The sequence below is a fragment of the Chromobacterium sp. LK11 genome (assembly GCF_001043705.1).
Lineage (GTDB): Bacteria > Pseudomonadota > Gammaproteobacteria > Burkholderiales > Chromobacteriaceae > Chromobacterium > Chromobacterium alkanivorans.
In genome coordinates this window covers 1-14,737 of record NZ_LDUR01000013.1, presented here as the reverse complement: position 1 = coordinate 14,737, position 14,737 = coordinate 1, and the positions used below count along the sequence as shown (strand labels likewise).

The 14,737-nt window shown below is 56.0% G+C and carries 29 protein-coding genes; all 29 read right to left on the bottom strand.

Annotated features, from left to right (window positions below; genetic code table 11):
- Positions 1 to 30 precede the first annotated feature (30 nt).
- Positions 31 to 426: a 50S ribosomal protein L17 gene (gene rplQ, locus VK98_RS08935; RefSeq protein WP_048411916.1), complete on the bottom strand. Its 396-nt coding sequence runs from the start codon at positions 424 to 426 to the stop codon at positions 31 to 33.
- A 25-nt stretch (positions 427 to 451) separates the two neighbouring features.
- Positions 452 to 1,435 carry a DNA-directed RNA polymerase subunit alpha gene (rpoA, locus tag VK98_RS08930; protein WP_039755788.1) on the bottom strand — a complete coding sequence of 328 codons (984 nt, stop codon included), beginning with the start codon at positions 1,433 to 1,435 and terminating at the stop codon, positions 452 to 454.
- Between the two features lie 23 nt (positions 1,436 to 1,458).
- A complete protein-coding gene (rpsD, locus tag VK98_RS08925; protein ID WP_043594097.1) occupies positions 1,459 to 2,079 on the bottom strand; it encodes a 30S ribosomal protein S4 in 621 nt (206 codons plus the stop codon).
- A gap of 18 nt (positions 2,080 to 2,097) precedes the next feature.
- The gene (gene rpsK, locus VK98_RS08920; RefSeq protein ID WP_008955659.1) at positions 2,098 to 2,493 is read right to left on the bottom strand and encodes a 30S ribosomal protein S11; all 396 of its coding nucleotides are present in this window, start codon (positions 2,491 to 2,493) and stop codon (positions 2,098 to 2,100) included.
- Positions 2,494 to 2,512: 19 nt separating this feature from the next.
- On the bottom strand, positions 2,513 to 2,875 hold the full coding sequence (gene rpsM / locus VK98_RS08915; protein WP_048411917.1) for a 30S ribosomal protein S13: 363 nt from the start codon (positions 2,873 to 2,875) through the stop codon (positions 2,513 to 2,515).
- A gap of 70 nt (positions 2,876 to 2,945) precedes the next feature.
- Positions 2,946 to 3,059, bottom strand: a complete 114-nt coding sequence (rpmJ, locus tag VK98_RS23305; protein WP_011137711.1) for a 50S ribosomal protein L36 — start codon at positions 3,057 to 3,059, stop codon at positions 2,946 to 2,948.
- Between the two features lie 262 nt (positions 3,060 to 3,321).
- Positions 3,322 to 4,641: a preprotein translocase subunit SecY gene (gene secY / locus VK98_RS08910; RefSeq protein WP_039755684.1), complete on the bottom strand. Its 1,320-nt coding sequence runs from the start codon at positions 4,639 to 4,641 to the stop codon at positions 3,322 to 3,324.
- A gap of 11 nt (positions 4,642 to 4,652) precedes the next feature.
- The gene (rplO, locus tag VK98_RS08905) at positions 4,653 to 5,084 is read right to left on the bottom strand and encodes a 50S ribosomal protein L15 (protein WP_048413704.1); all 432 of its coding nucleotides are present in this window, start codon (positions 5,082 to 5,084) and stop codon (positions 4,653 to 4,655) included.
- 3 nt (positions 5,085 to 5,087) lie between these two features.
- The gene (gene rpmD / locus VK98_RS08900) at positions 5,088 to 5,273 is read right to left on the bottom strand and encodes a 50S ribosomal protein L30 (RefSeq protein WP_011137715.1); all 186 of its coding nucleotides are present in this window, start codon (positions 5,271 to 5,273) and stop codon (positions 5,088 to 5,090) included.
- Positions 5,266 to 5,784: a 30S ribosomal protein S5 gene (gene rpsE / locus VK98_RS08895; RefSeq protein WP_043594101.1), complete on the bottom strand. Its 519-nt coding sequence runs from the start codon at positions 5,782 to 5,784 to the stop codon at positions 5,266 to 5,268. The genes rpmD and rpsE overlap by 8 nt, the downstream gene beginning before the upstream one ends.
- 13 nt (positions 5,785 to 5,797) lie before the next feature.
- The gene (gene rplR / locus VK98_RS08890) at positions 5,798 to 6,151 is read right to left on the bottom strand and encodes a 50S ribosomal protein L18 (RefSeq protein WP_048411919.1); all 354 of its coding nucleotides are present in this window, start codon (positions 6,149 to 6,151) and stop codon (positions 5,798 to 5,800) included.
- 13 nt (positions 6,152 to 6,164) lie between these two features.
- Complete coding sequence (rplF, locus tag VK98_RS08885) at positions 6,165 to 6,698, bottom strand: 50S ribosomal protein L6 (protein WP_019104496.1); 534 nt, start codon at positions 6,696 to 6,698, stop codon at positions 6,165 to 6,167.
- Positions 6,699 to 6,707: 9 nt separating this feature from the next.
- Complete coding sequence (gene rpsH / locus VK98_RS08880; protein WP_019104495.1) at positions 6,708 to 7,103, bottom strand: 30S ribosomal protein S8; 396 nt, start codon at positions 7,101 to 7,103, stop codon at positions 6,708 to 6,710.
- 14 nt (positions 7,104 to 7,117) lie between these two features.
- Positions 7,118 to 7,423, bottom strand: coding sequence for a 30S ribosomal protein S14 (gene rpsN / locus VK98_RS23300; protein WP_081546296.1), 306 nt, complete (start codon positions 7,421 to 7,423; stop codon positions 7,118 to 7,120).
- Between the two features lie 4 nt (positions 7,424 to 7,427).
- Entirely contained in the window at positions 7,428 to 7,967 is a 540-nt protein-coding gene (gene rplE, locus VK98_RS08870) for a 50S ribosomal protein L5 (RefSeq protein ID WP_019104493.1), read from the bottom strand.
- Between the two features lie 10 nt (positions 7,968 to 7,977).
- On the bottom strand, positions 7,978 to 8,292 hold the full coding sequence (gene rplX, locus VK98_RS08865) for a 50S ribosomal protein L24 (RefSeq protein ID WP_048413703.1): 315 nt from the start codon (positions 8,290 to 8,292) through the stop codon (positions 7,978 to 7,980).
- A gap of 9 nt (positions 8,293 to 8,301) precedes the next feature.
- A complete protein-coding gene (gene rplN, locus VK98_RS08860; RefSeq protein WP_019104491.1) occupies positions 8,302 to 8,670 on the bottom strand; it encodes a 50S ribosomal protein L14 in 369 nt (122 codons plus the stop codon).
- Between the two features lie 203 nt (positions 8,671 to 8,873).
- A complete protein-coding gene (rpsQ, locus tag VK98_RS08855; protein ID WP_043594104.1) occupies positions 8,874 to 9,137 on the bottom strand; it encodes a 30S ribosomal protein S17 in 264 nt (87 codons plus the stop codon).
- Position 9,138: 1 nt separating this feature from the next.
- On the bottom strand, positions 9,139 to 9,327 hold the full coding sequence (rpmC, locus tag VK98_RS08850) for a 50S ribosomal protein L29 (RefSeq protein WP_011137725.1): 189 nt from the start codon (positions 9,325 to 9,327) through the stop codon (positions 9,139 to 9,141).
- Positions 9,327 to 9,743: a 50S ribosomal protein L16 gene (gene rplP, locus VK98_RS08845; RefSeq protein WP_019101458.1), complete on the bottom strand. Its 417-nt coding sequence runs from the start codon at positions 9,741 to 9,743 to the stop codon at positions 9,327 to 9,329. Before rplP ends, rpmC begins: the two co-directional genes overlap by 1 nt.
- Positions 9,727 to 10,428 (bottom strand): 30S ribosomal protein S3, encoded by a 702-nt coding sequence (rpsC, locus tag VK98_RS08840; RefSeq protein ID WP_048413702.1) that lies wholly within the window; start codon positions 10,426 to 10,428, stop codon positions 9,727 to 9,729. Before rpsC ends, rplP begins: the two co-directional genes overlap by 17 nt.
- Before the next feature lie 10 nt (positions 10,429 to 10,438).
- Entirely contained in the window at positions 10,439 to 10,768 is a 330-nt protein-coding gene (gene rplV, locus VK98_RS08835) for a 50S ribosomal protein L22 (protein ID WP_019099946.1), read from the bottom strand.
- A gap of 9 nt (positions 10,769 to 10,777) precedes the next feature.
- On the bottom strand, positions 10,778 to 11,056 hold the full coding sequence (rpsS, locus tag VK98_RS23295) for a 30S ribosomal protein S19 (protein WP_019099947.1): 279 nt from the start codon (positions 11,054 to 11,056) through the stop codon (positions 10,778 to 10,780).
- A 6-nt stretch (positions 11,057 to 11,062) separates the two neighbouring features.
- Entirely contained in the window at positions 11,063 to 11,896 is an 834-nt protein-coding gene (gene rplB / locus VK98_RS23290; RefSeq protein WP_082158849.1) for a 50S ribosomal protein L2, read from the bottom strand.
- 11 nt (positions 11,897 to 11,907) lie between these two features.
- Complete coding sequence (gene rplW / locus VK98_RS23285; RefSeq protein ID WP_019100830.1) at positions 11,908 to 12,216, bottom strand: 50S ribosomal protein L23; 309 nt, start codon at positions 12,214 to 12,216, stop codon at positions 11,908 to 11,910.
- Positions 12,213 to 12,833, bottom strand: coding sequence for a 50S ribosomal protein L4 (gene rplD, locus VK98_RS08820; protein WP_048413700.1), 621 nt, complete (start codon positions 12,831 to 12,833; stop codon positions 12,213 to 12,215). Before rplD ends, rplW begins: the two co-directional genes overlap by 4 nt.
- On the bottom strand, positions 12,833 to 13,471 hold the full coding sequence (rplC, locus tag VK98_RS08815) for a 50S ribosomal protein L3 (RefSeq protein ID WP_048413699.1): 639 nt from the start codon (positions 13,469 to 13,471) through the stop codon (positions 12,833 to 12,835). Before rplC ends, rplD begins: the two co-directional genes overlap by 1 nt.
- A 158-nt stretch (positions 13,472 to 13,629) precedes the next feature.
- Positions 13,630 to 13,941, bottom strand: coding sequence for a 30S ribosomal protein S10 (gene rpsJ, locus VK98_RS08810; RefSeq protein ID WP_011137734.1), 312 nt, complete (start codon positions 13,939 to 13,941; stop codon positions 13,630 to 13,632).
- Positions 13,942 to 13,956: 15 nt separating this feature from the next.
- Positions 13,957 to 14,737, bottom strand: a 781-nt coding sequence (locus VK98_RS08805; protein WP_048413698.1) for an elongation factor Tu, incomplete at its 5' end; no start/stop codon positions are given.

Genomic DNA, 14,737 nt, shown 5'->3' with positions numbered 1-14,737 from the left:
TGCGCCTGGCTTTTTCCTCAACTTCGTCGATTACTCGGCGGAGTTGTCTTCAACCGCTACGGCATCTTCCGGACGGTCCACCAGCTCTACCAGAGCCATCGGGGCGTTGTCGCCCTTGCGGAAACCGTACTTCAGGATACGCACATAGCCGCCGTTGCGGGCGGAGAAGCGCGGGCCGAGAACGTCGAAGAGTTTAACCACGATATCGCGGTCACGAGTGCGGTCAAACGCCAGACGACGGTTGGCGAGAGACGGCTTTTTGCCGAGCGTGATCAACGGCTCGGCCACACGACGCAGTTCCTTGGCTTTCGGCAGCGTGGTCACGATCACTTCGTGCTTCAGCAGCGAGTTGGCCATGTTACGCAGCATCGCCAGACGATGGCTGGTCGTGCGGTTCAGTTTACGATTACTGTAACGATGACGCATTGTTAATGTCCTTTTATCTCAAACCTTACGGCTTTTCGAGGCCAGCAGGCGGCCAGTTCTCGAGTTTCATTCCGAGAGTCAGGCCTTTGGAAGCGAGAACTTCCTTGATCTCGTTCAGCGACTTGCGGCCGAGGTTCGGAGTCTTCAGAAGCTCGGTTTCAGTACGCTGGATCAGATCGCCGATGTAATAAATGTTCTCAGCTTTCAGGCAGTTGGCCGAACGAACCGTCAGTTCAAGATCGTCTACCGGACGCAGCAGGATCGGATCGATCGGCGGCGCCTTTTCAACGACTTCTTCAACCGCTGTGCCTTGGAGATCGGCAAAGATCGACAGTTGATCCATCAGAATACGGGCAGCGTTGCGCACTGCCTGTTCCGGCTCGATCACGCCATTGGTCTCGATGTCGAGAACCAGGCGGTCGAGGTCGGTACGCTGCTCAACACGGGCGCTTTCCACAGCGAAGCTCACGCGGCGAACCGGCGAGAAGGAAGCGTCCAGTTGAATGGTACCGATGGAACGGTTGTCTTCATGATTGGATCGAACCGACACCGGCTGATAGCCGCGGCCTTTTTCGATCTTGATCTCCATGTCGATCTTACCGCCAGAGGAGATGTGACAAATCACGTGGTCCGGATTGATCACTTCCACATCGTGCGGCAGTTCGATATCGCCAGCCAAGACAGCGCCTTCGCCGTCCTTTTTCAAGGACAGCACAACACTGTCACGACCATGCAGCTTAAGCACTACGCCCTTGAGGTTGAGGAGGATGTCAACGACATCCTCGCGCACGCCATCAAGTGCGGAATACTCATGCAAAACGCCAGCGATAGTCACTTCGGTCGGAGCATAGCCCGGCATCGACGACAGCAGAATCCGGCGCAGCGAGTTACCCAGAGTATGAGCGTAGCCGCGCTCGAACGGCTCCATCGACACACGAGCGTGAGTGGCGGAAACCGGCTGAACGTCGATAAGACGAGGTTTCAGAAATTCCGAAGCGCTGTTTTGCATAGTCATTCCCTAAGAGCTAGCGATTACTTGGAGTAGAATTCCACAACGAGTTGTTCGTTGATATCGCTAGACAGTTCGGAACGTTCCGGAGCGGATTTGAAAGTGCCTTCCATTTTCTTGGAGTCAACCAGGACCCAAGACGGGAAACCACCCTGCTCGGCCAGAGCCAGACCTTCTACGATACGGGCCTGCTTCTTGGCTTTTTCACGGACGGACACTACGTCACCGGCTTTAACCTGGTAGGACGGAATGTTCACAACCTGGCCGTTCACAACGATAGCCTTGTGGCTAACCAGCTGGCGCGCTTCGGCGCGAGTGGAGCCAAAGCCCATGCGATATACAACGTTGTCCAGGCGGGCCTCGAGCAGCTTCAGCAGGTTTTCACCCGTGGAGCCCTTGCGACGCACAGCTTCCGCAAAGTAATTGCGGAACTGGCGCTCGAGTACACCGTAAATACGACGGATCTTCTGCTTTTCACGCAGTTGCACACCGTAGTCAGACAGGCGGCTCTTACGAGCGCCATGCTGGCCCGGAGGGCTATCCAGTTTGCACTTGGAATCCAGTGCACGACGCGCGCTCTTCAGGAAAAGGTCAGTGCCTTCACGACGAGCGAGCTTACACTTAGGGCCGATATAACGTGCCATGTTCTCACACTCTCCGAATTAGATACGACGTTTTTTGGGCGGACGGCAACCGTTGTGCGGTACCGGCGTCACGTCGGAGATGCTGGTGATCTTGAAACCCAGCGCGTTGAGTGCGCGAACAGCGGATTCACGACCCGGACCCGGGCCCTTGATACGAACTTCGAGGTTCTTCACACCGTATTCTTGGGCAACTTTACCAGCGTGCTCTGCAGCTACCTGAGCGGCAAAGGGTGTACTCTTGCGCGAGCCCTTAAAACCAGCGCCGCCAGAGGTAGCCCAAGACAATGCATTGCCTTGACGGTCGGTGATCGTGATGATGGTGTTGTTGAACGAAGCGTGCACGTGCACGATGCCTTCGCTAACAGACTTGCGCACTTTCTTGCGTACACGAACTGCTGTGTTTGCTTTAGCCATTATCTGTTGTTCCTATTAATTACTTCTTGCCGGCGATCGCCTTACGCGGACCCTTACGAGTGCGAGCGTTAGTGCGAGTGCGCTGACCGCGGCACGGCAGGCCACGACGATGGCGGAAGCCGCGATAGCAGCCCATGTCCATCAGACGCTTGATGCTCATGGTGACTTCACGACGCAGATCACCTTCAACGGTGAACTTGGCGACTTCGTCACGCAGAGTTTCCATTTCAGCGTCAGTCAGATCCTTCACTTTCGTGGAAGGGTTCACGCTGGCAGCAGCACAAATCTGCTGGGCGCGAGTCTGACCGATGCCGAAAATTGCCTGCAGGCCGATAACGGCATGCGCATGATTGGGGATGTTTACCCCTGCAATACGGGCCATACTCTTTCCTTAAGCCTTAAGACCTTGAAAAGTTTGCGATTGTAACACGCAAATCGAGGTCTAACAAATGTTAGCCTTGTTTTTGCTTGTGACGCGGATCCGTGCAAATCACGCGAACTACGCGATTGCGACGAATGATTTTGCAGTTGCGGCAAATCTTCTTTACCGAAGGCTGTACTCGCATGTCAGTTCCTTTCAATCCTCTAAAAGAGCAAGTGCGTTATTTCGCACGGAACACTATCCGGGACAAGCAGGACCGAGGGGAAAGCCCCTCGCTCCAAGCGGCTGTCAGACTGGATGCGAATGCCTTCGCAATCGCACCCCGCCTGAAGTGCCCGGTTACCACGTGTCCATTCACAAGCAAAACTCCGAAGCGAACTTCGGAATTTCGCACTGCATCTGGATGGTGTCTTCCTTAGCCAATAACCCAGCGTGAGCTCAAGTTGTCAGCGCGTGAGCGCGTTGCCTTTGAAGTTGGCCTTCTTCAGCAAGCTCTCGTACTGATGCGACAGCACGTAAGACTGTACCTGCGCCATGAAATCCATGGTTACCACCACGATGATCAGCAGCGAAGTGCCGCCGAAGTAGAACGGAACGTTCCACTTCAAGATCAGGAATTCCGGCAGCAAGCAGACCAGTGTGATATAGATCGCACCAATCAGCGTCAGCCGCAGAATGATCTTCTCGATGTATCGGGAAGTCTGCTCACCTGGACGAATACCCGGGATGAAGGCACCGCTCTTCTTCAGGTTGTCAGCCGTTTCCTTCGGGTTGAACACCAACGCCGTGTAGAAATAGCAGAAGAAGACGATGGCCGCCGCATACAGCAGCACGTAGATCGGCTGTCCGGGATGCAGTTTGTCTGCAATGCCCTTCAGCCAGCCCATGTGCTCGCCCTGACCGAACCAGCCGAGAACGGTGGCCGGGAACAGGATGATGCTGGACGCGAAAATCGGCGGAATCACCCCCGCCATGTTGAGCTTGAGCGGCAGATGCGTGCTCTGGCCCTGCATGACGCGGTTACCGACCTGACGCTTGGCGTAGTTCACCAGGACTTTGCGTTGGCCGCGCTCGGCGTACACCACCACATAAGTCACTACGATCACTCCGACAAACAGCACGACGGCAAACAGGATGGGCAAAGAACCCTGACTGGTCAGAGTCAAGGTCTTGCCGATCGCAGCCGGAACGCCAGCGGCGATACCCGCGCAGATGATCAACGAAATACCGTTGCCAATCCCGCGCTCGGTGATCTGCTCGCCCAGCCACATGAGGAACATGGTGCCGGTTACCAGCGATACGACTGTCGTCAGGTAGAACTCCCACTGCGGAGTCACCACCAGGTTAGGCTGCTTGTACAGCATCACCGCAATGCCGAAACTTTGGAAAGTCGCGAGCAAAACGGTGGCGTAACGTGTGTACTGGGTTATCTTACGACGTCCCGCATCGCCCTCCTTCTTCAGCTGCTTGAGGCTCGGAAGAACCTCGGAGGCGAGCTGAAGAATGATGGAGGCCGAGATGTACGGCATGATGCCGATGGCAAACACCGTAAACCTCGAGAGGGCGCCGCCCGAGAACATGTTGAACATGTCGAGCAGGCCCGTCTGCGATGAGTGGAACAACTTCGCTAGCTCGGCAGGGTTGATACCCGGAACCGGAATGTGAGCACCGATGCGATAAACGATCAGGGCACCAATCAGGAACCAGATTCGACGCTTGAGATCACCAAACTTATTGGCATTTGCCACTAGAGAAGTATTCGCCACAGATTATTGCCTTATTCTACGCTGCCGCCGGCAGCTTCGATGGCGGCGCGAGCGCCGGCGGTTACGCCAACGCCGCGCAGTTTTACTGCGCGCTCAATCTTGCCGGACAGCACCACCTTGGCGGAAGTCACCTGGATGGAAGCCAGACCAGCTTGCTTGAGAGAGAGCAGGTCGATTTCATCAACCGGCAGCAGGTTCAGTTCGGACAGGCGAATCTCGGCAACCTTGCCTGCGTTCAGCGACTTGAAGCCGCGCTTCGGCAGACGACGTTGCAGCGGCATTTGACCGCCTTCGAAACCAACCTTGTGGAAACCACCTGCACGGCTCTTCTGACCTTTGTGACCGCGGCCACAAGTCTTGCCCAGGCCGCTGCCGATGCCACGGCCTACACGGCGCTTGGCATGCTTGGCGCCGGCACCCGGCTGTACAGTGTTCAGCAGCATCTCTTAGCCCTCGAATTTCAACAAGTAGCTGATCTTGTTGATCATGCCACGGTTTTCAGGGGTATCGAGCACTTCAACAGTCTGGCGAATCTTCTTCAGACCCAGACCACGGGCGCAAGCCTTGTGAGACTCCAGGCGACCGATCAGGCTCTTTACCAGAGTGACCTTTACAGTCTTGGCGTTACTCATGGCTCACCCCCAGGATGTCCTCGACGCTCAGGCCACGCTTGGAGGCGATTTGCGCCGGGGTGTTGATGTTGCTCAGACCATCCAGAGTTGCACGCACCACGTTGTACGGGTTGGTGGAACCATGAATTTTTGCCGAGACGTTATGAACACCCATAGCATCAAAGATAGCGCGCATCGGGCCGCCGGCTTTCACACCGGTACCTTCTTTAGCGGGCTGGATGAATACAGTAGTAGCGCCGTGCTTGCCAACCACAGTGTGGTGGAAAGTGCCGTTTTTCAACGGAACCTTAACCATGTTGTGGCGAGCTTGTTCCATTGCCTTTTGTACGGCAACCGGAACTTCCTTGGAACGGCCCTTACCCATGCCGATTCCGCCATCGCCATCACCAACCACGGTCAAGGCGGAGAAAGCCATGATACGGCCGCCTTTAACCACTTTGGTGACGCGGTTGACGCTGATCATTTTCTCGACCAGACCGTCGCCACGATCTTCCGTTTCGTGTTTAGCCATTCTTCACTCCGAATTAGAATACGAGACCGTGTTCGCGAGCGGCGTCAGCCAGCGCTTTCATACGACCGTGGTATTTGAAACCAGAGCGGTCGAAAGCAACTTTCTCGATGCCAGCAGCTTTTGCTTTTTCAGCAATGCGCTTGCCGATCACGGCTGCAGTTGCCACGTTGCCGCCATTTTTGAGATCAGCGCGCACGTCGGCTTCCAGCGAAGAAGCGCTGGCCAGTACTTTGCTGCCGGTCTCATCAACGATCTGGGCATAAATGTGGCTATTGGTGCGATACACAGTGAGACGCACCATCTTGAGCTCCGCGATCCGGGCACGGGTTTTACGTGCGCGGCGGAGTCGAGCTTGTTTCTTGTCCATATCAGTGCCTCAGTTACTTCTTCTTGGTTTCTTTCAGAACCACAACCTCATCAGCGTAACGAACGCCCTTGCCTTTGTACGGCTCAGGAGCGCGGTAAGCGCGGATTTCGGCAGCCACCTGGCCAACGCGCTGTTTGTCAGCGCCTTTGATCAGGATCTCGGTCTGACTCGGGGTCTCAGCTTTAACGCCTTCAGGCATTTGATGAGCCACCGGGTGGGAGAAACCCAGAGACAGGTTCAGGGTGTCGCCTTGAGCCTGGGCACGATAGCCCACGCCTACCAGCTGCAGCTTCTTCTCGAAGCCTTTGGACACGCCGGTCACCATATTGTTCAGCAGCGCGCGCAGGGTGCCGGACATGGCACGAGCGAATTTGCTGTCGTTCTTGGCGGCGAATGTCAGTTGGCCGTTGTCCAGCTTGACATCTACCTCTTCGCACAGAGCGGTGCTCAGGGAGCCCAGGGCGCCCTTAACAGTCACTTCTGCAGCGCCGAACTTCACTTCGACGCCAGCCGGGATGACTACGGGATTCTTAGCTACGCGAGACATTTGACCCCCTTAAGCCACGACGCACAGCAACTCGCCGCCGATGCCGGCCGCGCGCGCTTTGCGATCAGTCATAACGCCTTTGGAGGTGGACAAGATAGCCACGCCCAAGCCATTCATGACTTTCGGGATTTCGGTGGAGCCCTTGTACACACGCAGGCCAGGGCGGGAAACGCGGTCAATGCGCTCGATCACCGGACGGCCAGCATAGTACTTGAGCTGGATATCGAGAACAGGCTTCTTCTCTTCGCCGGCAACGGCGAAGTCTTCGATGTAGCCTTCTTCTTTCAACACCTGCGCCAGCGCAATTTTCAGCTTGGAAGACGGCATGGAAACAGCCACCTTGGAAGCCATTTGGCCGTTGCGGATGCGGGTCAACATATCGGAAATAGGATCGTGCATGCTCATTTATGTGTCTCCTATTACCAGCTGGCCTTCACAACCCCCGGAATCTCGCCCTTCAGAGCGATTTCACGGAGTTTGTTACGACCCAGACCGAATTTGCGGAATACGCCACGCGGACGACCGGTAATGGCGCAGCGACGACGCTGGCGAACCGGGGAAGCATTGCGCGGCAGCTGCTGCAGTTGCAGGCGAGCTGCAAAGCGCTCTTCTTCCGAGAGGCTTTGATTGTTGATAGTCGCGATAAGGGCTTCGCGCTTGGCAGCAAATTTTGCAGCCAGCTTGACACGCTTCTCTTCGCGCTGAATCAGTGCAAGTTTTGCCATGTGCTTAACCCTTGAACGGGAACTTGAACGCGGCCAGCAAAGCGCGGGCCTCTTCGTCAGTCTTCGCGGTGGTGGTAACAGTAATGTTCATACCACGCAGAGCATCGATCTTGTCGTACTCGATTTCCGGGAAGATGATCTGTTCTTTAACGCCCATGTTGTAGTTGCCGCGGCCGTCGAAAGACTTGGCGGAAACACCACGGAAGTCGCGAACGCGCGGCAGCGCGATCGTCACCAGGCGGTCCAGGAACTCGTACATGCGTTCGCGACGCAGAGTTACCTTGCAGCCTACCGGGTAGTGATCACGAATCTTGAAGCCTGCGATGGATTTGCGAGCGGTGGTGACAACCGGCTTCTGGCCGGCGATCTTTTCCAGGTCGCCCACGGCGAAATCCATTACCTTTTTATCGGCAACAGCTTCGCCCACACCCATGTTCACAGTGATCTTCTCAATGCGCGGGACTTGCATGATCGACTTGTAGCCGAACTGTTTCATCAGTTCAGGCACTACGGTGTCTTTGTAGAAATCGTAGAGACGTGCCATGTTTTGTTCCTTACGCGCCAATGACTTCGCCGTTGGACTTGAACACGCGTACCTTGCGGCCGTCTTCAAGAACCTTGAAGCCTACGCGGTCAGCCTTTTGGCTTGCCGGATTGAAAATGGCGACGTTCGATGCGTCAACAGGCATGGTCTTTTCAACGATGCCGCCGGCCACGCCACGCACCGGATTCGGCTTCTGGTGTTTCTTGGCGACATTCACGCCTTCAACAACCAGTTTCTCGTCCAGAACGCGCAGAACGGTGCCGCGCTTACCTTTGTCTTTGCCGGTGATTACTACGACTTCATCACCCTTGCGAATTTTGCGCATGCGATCTCCTTACAGTACTTCAGGAGCCAGCGAAACGATCTTCATGAAGCGCTCGGTACGCAGTTCACGCGTAACAGGCCCGAAGATACGAGTGCCGATAGGCTCAAGCTTGTTGTTGAGCAGGACGGCGGCATTGCCGTCGAACTTGATCAACGAGCCATCAGGACGACGCACGCCTTTGGCAGTGCGAACCACAACCGCGTTGTAAACGTCGCCTTTTTTGACGCGTCCACGCGGTGCAGCATCCTTGATGGTCACCTTGATGATGTCGCCTACGCTTGCATAGCGACGCTTGGAACCGCCCAATACCTTGATGCACATAACGTGACGCGCACCTGTATTGTCAGCGACCTCAAGCATGGTCTGCATTTGAATCATGTGATGATTACCTTTCTAATCCAACTTTATCCGTCACTCTCACCTGCCGGTTTCTCGCATAAGAGCAAGACCAAACAGACGAAACGCCACAGAAACTGTGGCGTATCCAACGGCCAGTTTTGGACCCCGTAAGGGCGGAACTCCTACTCGATAGGAGTAGGAAGATGGCCATTATACAGGGAGCTTTCGCCCCCTGCAAGTCTTTACACCTGGCGGGATTTCTCTACCAGGGCAGTTACCACCCACGTCTTGGTCTTCGAGAGCGGACGGGACTCGCTGATAACAACGATATCGCCGGCCTTGAACTCGTTGTTCTCGTCGTGCGCGTGGAACTTCTTAGAACGACGGATAATTTTGCCGTAGATCGGGTGCTTTACTTTGCGCTCGACCAGTACGGTTACGGTCTTATCCATCTTGTCGCTGACTACGGTACCGGTCAGCGTACGTACCACTTTGGTTTCGCTCATCTTAAACTGCCTTTTCTTTCAGAACGGTGCGCACGCGAGCGATGTCGCGACGTACTTTCTTCAGTTCAGAGGTCTTGGCGAGTTGCTGAGTGGCGTGCTGCATGCGCAGAGCAAACTGGGCCTTCAAGAGGCTAAGCAGTTCCGCCTTCAGCTCGTCAACAGTTTTGGCTTTCAGTTCGGACGCTTTCATTACTGACCTACCTGTCTAGTTACAAACACAGTGGCGATCGGCAACTTGGCTGCGGCCAGACGGAAAGCTTCACGAGCGAGTTCCTCGGAAACACCATCCATTTCATACAGCATCTTGCCAGGCTGGATTTCGGCCACGTAGTACTCCGGAGAGCCCTTACCCCCGCCCATACGAACTTCAGCAGGCTTGGAGGTGATCGGCTTGTCCGGGAAGATGCGGATCCAGATGCGGCCGCCACGTTTGATATGACGGGTCATCGCGCGACGCGCAGCTTCGATCTGGCGCGCGGTCAGACGACCACGACCAACCGCCTTCAGACCGAAATCACCAAAGCTCACTTTGTTGCCACGAGTAGCGATACCCGTGTTGCGGCCTTTATGCTGTTTACGGTACTTGAGTCTAGTTGGCTGCAGCATTTCGAGCACCCTTTCTCGATTTCTTCTCGGTCGCTACCGGAGCCGGCTGAACTTGACCCGGCTTGAGCTCGCCCTTGTATACCCATACCTTGATGCCGATGATCCCGTAGGTGGTCTTGGCTTCGGAGGTTGCGTAGTCTACGTCTGCGCGCAGGGTATGCAGCGGCACGCGGCCTTCGCGGTACCATTCGCTACGAGCGATGTCGATACCGTTCAGACGGCCGGAGCTCATGATCTTGATACCTTGAGCGCCCATGCGCATTGCGTTTTGCATAGAGCGCTTCATGGCGCGACGGAACATCACGCGCTTCTCCAGCTGGGAAGCGATGCCGTCGGCGATGATTTGAGCGTCCAGTTCCGGCTTGCGAACTTCTTCGATGTTCACATGCACAGGAACGCCCAGGCGCTTTTGCAGTTCTTGCTTGAGCAGCTCGATGTCTTCGCCTTTTTTACCGATCACAACACCCGGACGGGCGCTGTGGATGGTGATGCGGGCGGACTTAGCTGGGCGCTCGATGGTCACACGGCCAACCGAAGCGTGACCCAGACGCTTTTTCAGGAATTCGCGAACTTCGATATCCTGCTTCAGCATTTCCGGGAAGTTCTGCGAATTCGCGAACCACTTGGAAGACCAGTTTTTGTTAACGGCAAGACGGAATCCCGTCGGATGAATCTTCTGACCCATTTCTTACCCCTTAATTGCCAACGGTCAACGAGATGTGGCAGGTCTGCTTTTCGATGCGGTTACCACGACCCTTAGCACGGGCGGTGAAACGCTTCAGACTAGCGCCTTTGTCAACAAAGATGCCGGTGACACGCAGGGTGTCGATGTCGGCGCCTTCATTGTGCTCGGCGTTAGCGATGGCAGATTCCAGCACTTTCTTGATGATTACCGCGCCCTTCTTCGGGGAGAAGGCCAAGATATTCAGAGCCTGATCAACGGATTTGCCGCGGATCAGATCGGCCACCAGGCGGCATTTTTGTGCCGACAGGCGAACGCTTTTCAGATTTGCAGATACTCTCATCGCTTCACCTTATCTCTTCTTCGCCTTCTTATCCGCCGCGTGGCCTTTGAAGGTACGAGTCAGCGAGAATTCGCCCAGTTTATGGCCGACCATGTTTTCGGAAACATAAACAGGCACATGGGTGCGACCGTTGTGCACAGCGATGGTCAGACCAATGAAATCCGGCAGGATGGTCGAACGACGGGACCAAGTCTTGATCGGACGCTTGTCGCTGGTTGCCCGCACCGCATCTACTTTTTTCAGCAGATGCAGATCAACGAACGGGCCTTTTTTCTGCGAACGTGCCATTGTCAATTACCCTTTTTTGGAATAGCGACGGCGTACGATCATATTGTCGGTACGCTTGTTGCGACGGGTACGGAAGCCCTTAGTCGGAGTGCCCCACGGGCTAACCGGCACGCGGCCTTCGCCAGTACGGCCTTCACCACCACCGTGCGGGTGGTCAACCGGGTTCATGGCAACGCCACGAACGGTCGGACGGATACCGCGCCAGCGAGTAGCGCCAGCCTTGCCCAGCTTGCGCAGGGAGTGCTCTTCATTACCCACTTCACCAACAGTCGCTCGGCAATCAACGTGCACCAGGCGAATTTCGCCCGAACGCAGACGCAGCTGAGCGTAAGCGCCTTCGCGAGCCAGCAGCATCGCGGATGCGCCAGCGGAACGAACCATCTGGGCGCCCTTGCCAGGCTGCATTTCCACGCAGTGGATAGTGGTACCCACCGGGATATTGCGGATCGGCAGAGCGTTACCGGCCTTGATCGGAGCTTCCGCGCCGGACAACAGCTCGGCGCCGGCTTTCACACCGCGCGGGGCGATGATGTAGCGACGCTCGCCATCGGCGTAGCACAGGAGGGCGATGTGGGCGGTGCGGTTCGGATCGTATTCGATGCGTTCCACTTTCGCCGGGATGCCATCCTTGTTGCGACGGAAGTCGATGATGCGGTAGTGCTTCTTATGGCCACCGCCACGATGACGCGTGGTGATGTGACCATTGTGGTTACGGCCACCGGTGGAAGATTTCTTTTCCAGCAGGGCGGCGTGCGGAGCACCTTTGTGCAGGTCAGGGTTTACTACCTTGACAACGGCACGGCGGCCCGCGGAAGTCGGTTTTACCTTAACGATAGGCATGCTCTATCTCCTTACTCCGCTGCGGCCGGGGTAGCGGTCAGATCAATTTCTTGACCTTCCACCAGGCTAACGTAGGCCTTTTTCCAGTCACTGCGACGACCGATGGAACGGCCAAAGCGCTTAACCTTGCCCTTGACATTGACAGTGGAAACGCCTTCAACTTTTACATTGAACAGCATTTCAACAGCAGCCTTGATTTCCGGCTTGGTCGCATCTTTGGCAACGCGGAACGCCATTTGCTGGTTCTTCTCAGCAATCATGGTGCTCTTTTCGGAAACGATGGGAGCAAGAATTACTTGCAACAGACGTTCTTGATTCATGCCCACTGCTCCTCAAGTTGCTTCACAGCGTCGCGAGTGATCACGGTCTTCTTGAAGCGCAACAGGCTGTACGGGTCAGCTTGAACCGCTTCGATAACCAGCACGTTCGTCAGGTTACGCGAAGAGAGATAGAGGTTTTCGCTCAGCTCGCTAGTGATGAACAAAGCTTGCTCCAGGCCCATGGGCTGAACGGCGCCAACGAATTCTTTGGTCTTCGGGCTTTCAACGTTCAGTTCGTCAACCACGATCAGACGCTCGTCGCGGACCAGCTGCGACAGAATCGCGGCCATGCCTGCACGGAACATCTTGCGGTTAACTTTCTGGGTGAAGTTCTCGTCCGGCTTGTTCGGGAAGGCACGGCCACCACCACGACGGTTCGGGGTGGAAGTCATACCGGCACGAGCGTTACCAGTACCTTTCTGACGGAAAGGCTTCTTGGTCGAGTGCTTCACTTCAGCACGGGTCAGCTGGGCGCGGTTGGCGCTACGAGCATTCGCCAGGAATGCGGTAACGACCTGGTGCACCAGGGCTTCGTTGTACTCGCGGCCGAACAAAGAGTCGGACACTTGCAGGCTGCCAACAGCCTTGCCTTGGGTATTGATTACATTCAATTCCATCACGCACCTGCCTTCACGCTAGGACGAACGACTACGTCACCGTTCTTGGCGCCAGGAACAGCACCTTTAACCAGAATCAGTTGACGCTCGGCATCGACACGAACGATTTCCAGGCACTGCACGGTGCTCTTGACGTTACCGTATTGGCCCGCCATGCGCTTACCCGGGAAAACGCGGCCCGGATCTTGCGCCTGACCGATGGAACCCGGCGTGTTATGCGAACGCGAGTTACCATGGGAAGCACGGTTGGAAGAGAAGTTGTGACGCTTGATCACGCCGGAGAAGCCTTTACCTTTGGAGGTGCCGGTTACATCAACCAGTTGACCAACGGTGAAGATCTCAACAGCGATGGCATCGCCCGGCTTGAAGTTGGCGGAGGCGGTCAGAGGAAACTCGACCAGACCCAGACCTGCTTCAACGCCAGCCTTGGCGAAGTGGCCCGCGGCAGCCTTAACAACACGGCTGGCCTTTTTGGAGCCATAGGTAACCTGCACGGCATTGTAGCCGTCGGTTTCAGCAGTTTTGATTTGCGTGACGCGGTTAGCGGACATGTCCAGCACAGTTACCGGGATGGTTGCGCCATCTTCGGCAAAAATGCGGGTCATGCCGACTTTGCGACCGACAAGACCTAAACTCATGTTTATTTCCTTTTTCAGGCGCCGATTACGATTGACCGGCATAAAAAACACGACAGAAAAAACAAAAACGGACTCGCCAAAATGGCGAGTCCGCTAATGTATCACAGAAAATTCAAGAATCGCAAGAACTTAGCTCGCAAACCCTTGAACTTAAGCGATTACTGCAGCTTGATTTCCACATCAACACCGGCCGGCAGGTCGAGCTTCATCAGAGCGTCGACGGTCTTGTCGGTCGGATCCACGATGTCCATCAGACGCAGGTGAGTGCGGATTTCCAGCTGGTCGCGGGAAGTCTTGTTCACGTGCGGGGAACGCAGAACGTTGAAACGCTCGATTTTGGTCGGCAGCGGAACCGGGCCTTTAACAACGGCGCCGGTGCGCTTGGCGGTTTCAACGATTTCCTGAGCGGAGCGATCGATCAGGTTGTAATCGAAAGCTTTCAGGCGGATGCGGATTTTCTGGCTAGACATTAGATTCTCCGATCCTTAAGCGATGATCTTGGCAACAACGCCGGCGCCGACGGTACGACCGCCTTCGCGGATGGCGAAACGCAGACCATCTTCCATGGCGATCGGAGCGATCAGCTCAACCGTGATCTCCACGTTGTCGCCCGGCATTACCATTTCCACGCCTTCCGCCAGAGTAACGGCACCCGTTACGTCGGTGGTGCGGAAGTAGAACTGCGGACGGTAGTTAGCGAAGAACGGGGTGTGACGGCCACCTTCGTCTTTGCTCAGCACGTATACCGAAGCCTGGAACTTGGTGTGCGGGGTGATGGAACCCGGCTTGGCCAGAACCTGACCACGCTCAACGTCTTCACGCTTGGTGCCGCGCAGCAGCACGCCCACGTTGTCGCCGGCTTGACCTTGGTCCAGCAGCTTGCGGAACATTTCCACGCCGGTGCAAGTGGTCTTCGCGGTAGCCTTCAGGCCCACGATTTCCAGTTCTTCGCCGACTTTAACAATGCCGCGCTCAACGCGACCGGTCACCACGGTGCCGCGGCCGGAGATCGAGAACACGTCTTCGATCGGCAGCAGGAACGGCTTGTCGATGGCGCGTTCCGGAGTCGGGATGTAGGAATCCAGAGCAGCAGCCAGCTTGAAGATGGCCGGTTCGCCGTATTCGGACTGGTCGCCTTCCAGCGCCAGACGAGCGGAGCCGATCACCACCGGGGTGTCGTCGCCCGGGAAGTCGTAGGAAGACAGCAGATCGCGAACTTCCATTTCAACCAGTTCCAGCAGCTCAGCGTCGTCCACCAGGTCGGCC

What these genes read in the sequence shown, in the direction of transcription:
- rplQ (WP_048411916.1), bottom strand. Translation starts at nt 426, where the DNA reads ATGCGTCATCGTTACAGTAATCGTAAACTGAACCGCACGACCAGCCAT.
- rpoA (WP_039755788.1), bottom strand. Translation starts at nt 1,435, where the DNA reads ATGCAAAACAGCGCTTCGGAATTTCTGAAACCTCGTCTTATCGACGTT.
- rpsD (WP_043594097.1), bottom strand. Translation starts at nt 2,079, where the DNA reads ATGGCACGTTATATCGGCCCTAAGTGTAAGCTCGCTCGTCGTGAAGGC.
- rpsK (WP_008955659.1), bottom strand. Translation starts at nt 2,493, where the DNA reads ATGGCTAAAGCAAACACAGCAGTTCGTGTACGCAAGAAAGTGCGCAAG.
- rpsM (WP_048411917.1), bottom strand. Translation starts at nt 2,875, where the DNA reads ATGGCCCGTATTGCAGGGGTAAACATCCCCAATCATGCGCATGCCGTT.
- rpmJ (WP_011137711.1), bottom strand. Translation starts at nt 3,059, where the DNA reads ATGCGAGTACAGCCTTCGGTAAAGAAGATTTGCCGCAACTGCAAAATC.
- rplO (WP_048413704.1), bottom strand. Translation starts at nt 5,084, where the DNA reads ATGCTGCTGAACACTGTACAGCCGGGTGCCGGCGCCAAGCATGCCAAG.
- rpmD (WP_011137715.1), bottom strand. Translation starts at nt 5,273, where the DNA reads ATGAGTAACGCCAAGACTGTAAAGGTCACTCTGGTAAAGAGCCTGATC.
- rpsE (WP_043594101.1), bottom strand. Translation starts at nt 5,784, where the DNA reads ATGGCTAAACACGAAACGGAAGATCGTGGCGACGGTCTGGTCGAGAAA.
- rplR (WP_048411919.1), bottom strand. Translation starts at nt 6,151, where the DNA reads ATGGACAAGAAACAAGCTCGACTCCGCCGCGCACGTAAAACCCGTGCC.
- rplF (WP_019104496.1), bottom strand. Translation starts at nt 6,698, where the DNA reads ATGTCTCGCGTAGCTAAGAATCCCGTAGTCATCCCGGCTGGCGTCGAA.
- rpsH (WP_019104495.1), bottom strand. Translation starts at nt 7,103, where the DNA reads ATGAGCATGCACGATCCTATTTCCGATATGTTGACCCGCATCCGCAAC.
- rpsN (WP_081546296.1), bottom strand. Translation starts at nt 7,423, where the DNA reads ATGGCAAAACTTGCACTGATTCAGCGCGAAGAGAAGCGTGTCAAGCTG.
- rplE (WP_019104493.1), bottom strand. Translation starts at nt 7,967, where the DNA reads ATGGCACGTCTCTACGATTTCTACAAAGACACCGTAGTGCCTGAACTG.
- rplX (WP_048413703.1), bottom strand. Translation starts at nt 8,292, where the DNA reads ATGCGCAAAATTCGCAAGGGTGATGAAGTCGTAGTAATCACCGGCAAA.
- rplN (WP_019104491.1), bottom strand. Translation starts at nt 8,670, where the DNA reads ATGATTCAAATGCAGACCATGCTTGAGGTCGCTGACAATACAGGTGCG.
- rpsQ (WP_043594104.1), bottom strand. Translation starts at nt 9,137, where the DNA reads ATGAGCGAAACCAAAGTGGTACGTACGCTGACCGGTACCGTAGTCAGC.
- rpmC (WP_011137725.1), bottom strand. Translation starts at nt 9,327, where the DNA reads ATGAAAGCGTCCGAACTGAAAGCCAAAACTGTTGACGAGCTGAAGGCG.
- rplP (WP_019101458.1), bottom strand. Translation starts at nt 9,743, where the DNA reads ATGCTGCAGCCAACTAGACTCAAGTACCGTAAACAGCATAAAGGCCGC.
- rpsC (WP_048413702.1), bottom strand. Translation starts at nt 10,428, where the DNA reads ATGGGTCAGAAGATTCATCCGACGGGATTCCGTCTTGCCGTTAACAAA.
- rplV (WP_019099946.1), bottom strand. Translation starts at nt 10,768, where the DNA reads ATGAGAGTATCTGCAAATCTGAAAAGCGTTCGCCTGTCGGCACAAAAA.
- rpsS (WP_019099947.1), bottom strand. Translation starts at nt 11,056, where the DNA reads ATGGCACGTTCGCAGAAAAAAGGCCCGTTCGTTGATCTGCATCTGCTG.
- rplB (WP_082158849.1), bottom strand. Translation starts at nt 11,896, where the DNA reads ATGCCTATCGTTAAGGTAAAACCGACTTCCGCGGGCCGCCGTGCCGTT.
- rplW (WP_019100830.1), bottom strand. Translation starts at nt 12,216, where the DNA reads ATGAATCAAGAACGTCTGTTGCAAGTAATTCTTGCTCCCATCGTTTCC.
- rplD (WP_048413700.1), bottom strand. Translation starts at nt 12,833, where the DNA reads ATGGAATTGAATGTAATCAATACCCAAGGCAAGGCTGTTGGCAGCCTG.
- rplC (WP_048413699.1), bottom strand. Translation starts at nt 13,471, where the DNA reads ATGAGTTTAGGTCTTGTCGGTCGCAAAGTCGGCATGACCCGCATTTTT.
- rpsJ (WP_011137734.1), bottom strand. Translation starts at nt 13,941, where the DNA reads ATGTCTAGCCAGAAAATCCGCATCCGCCTGAAAGCTTTCGATTACAAC.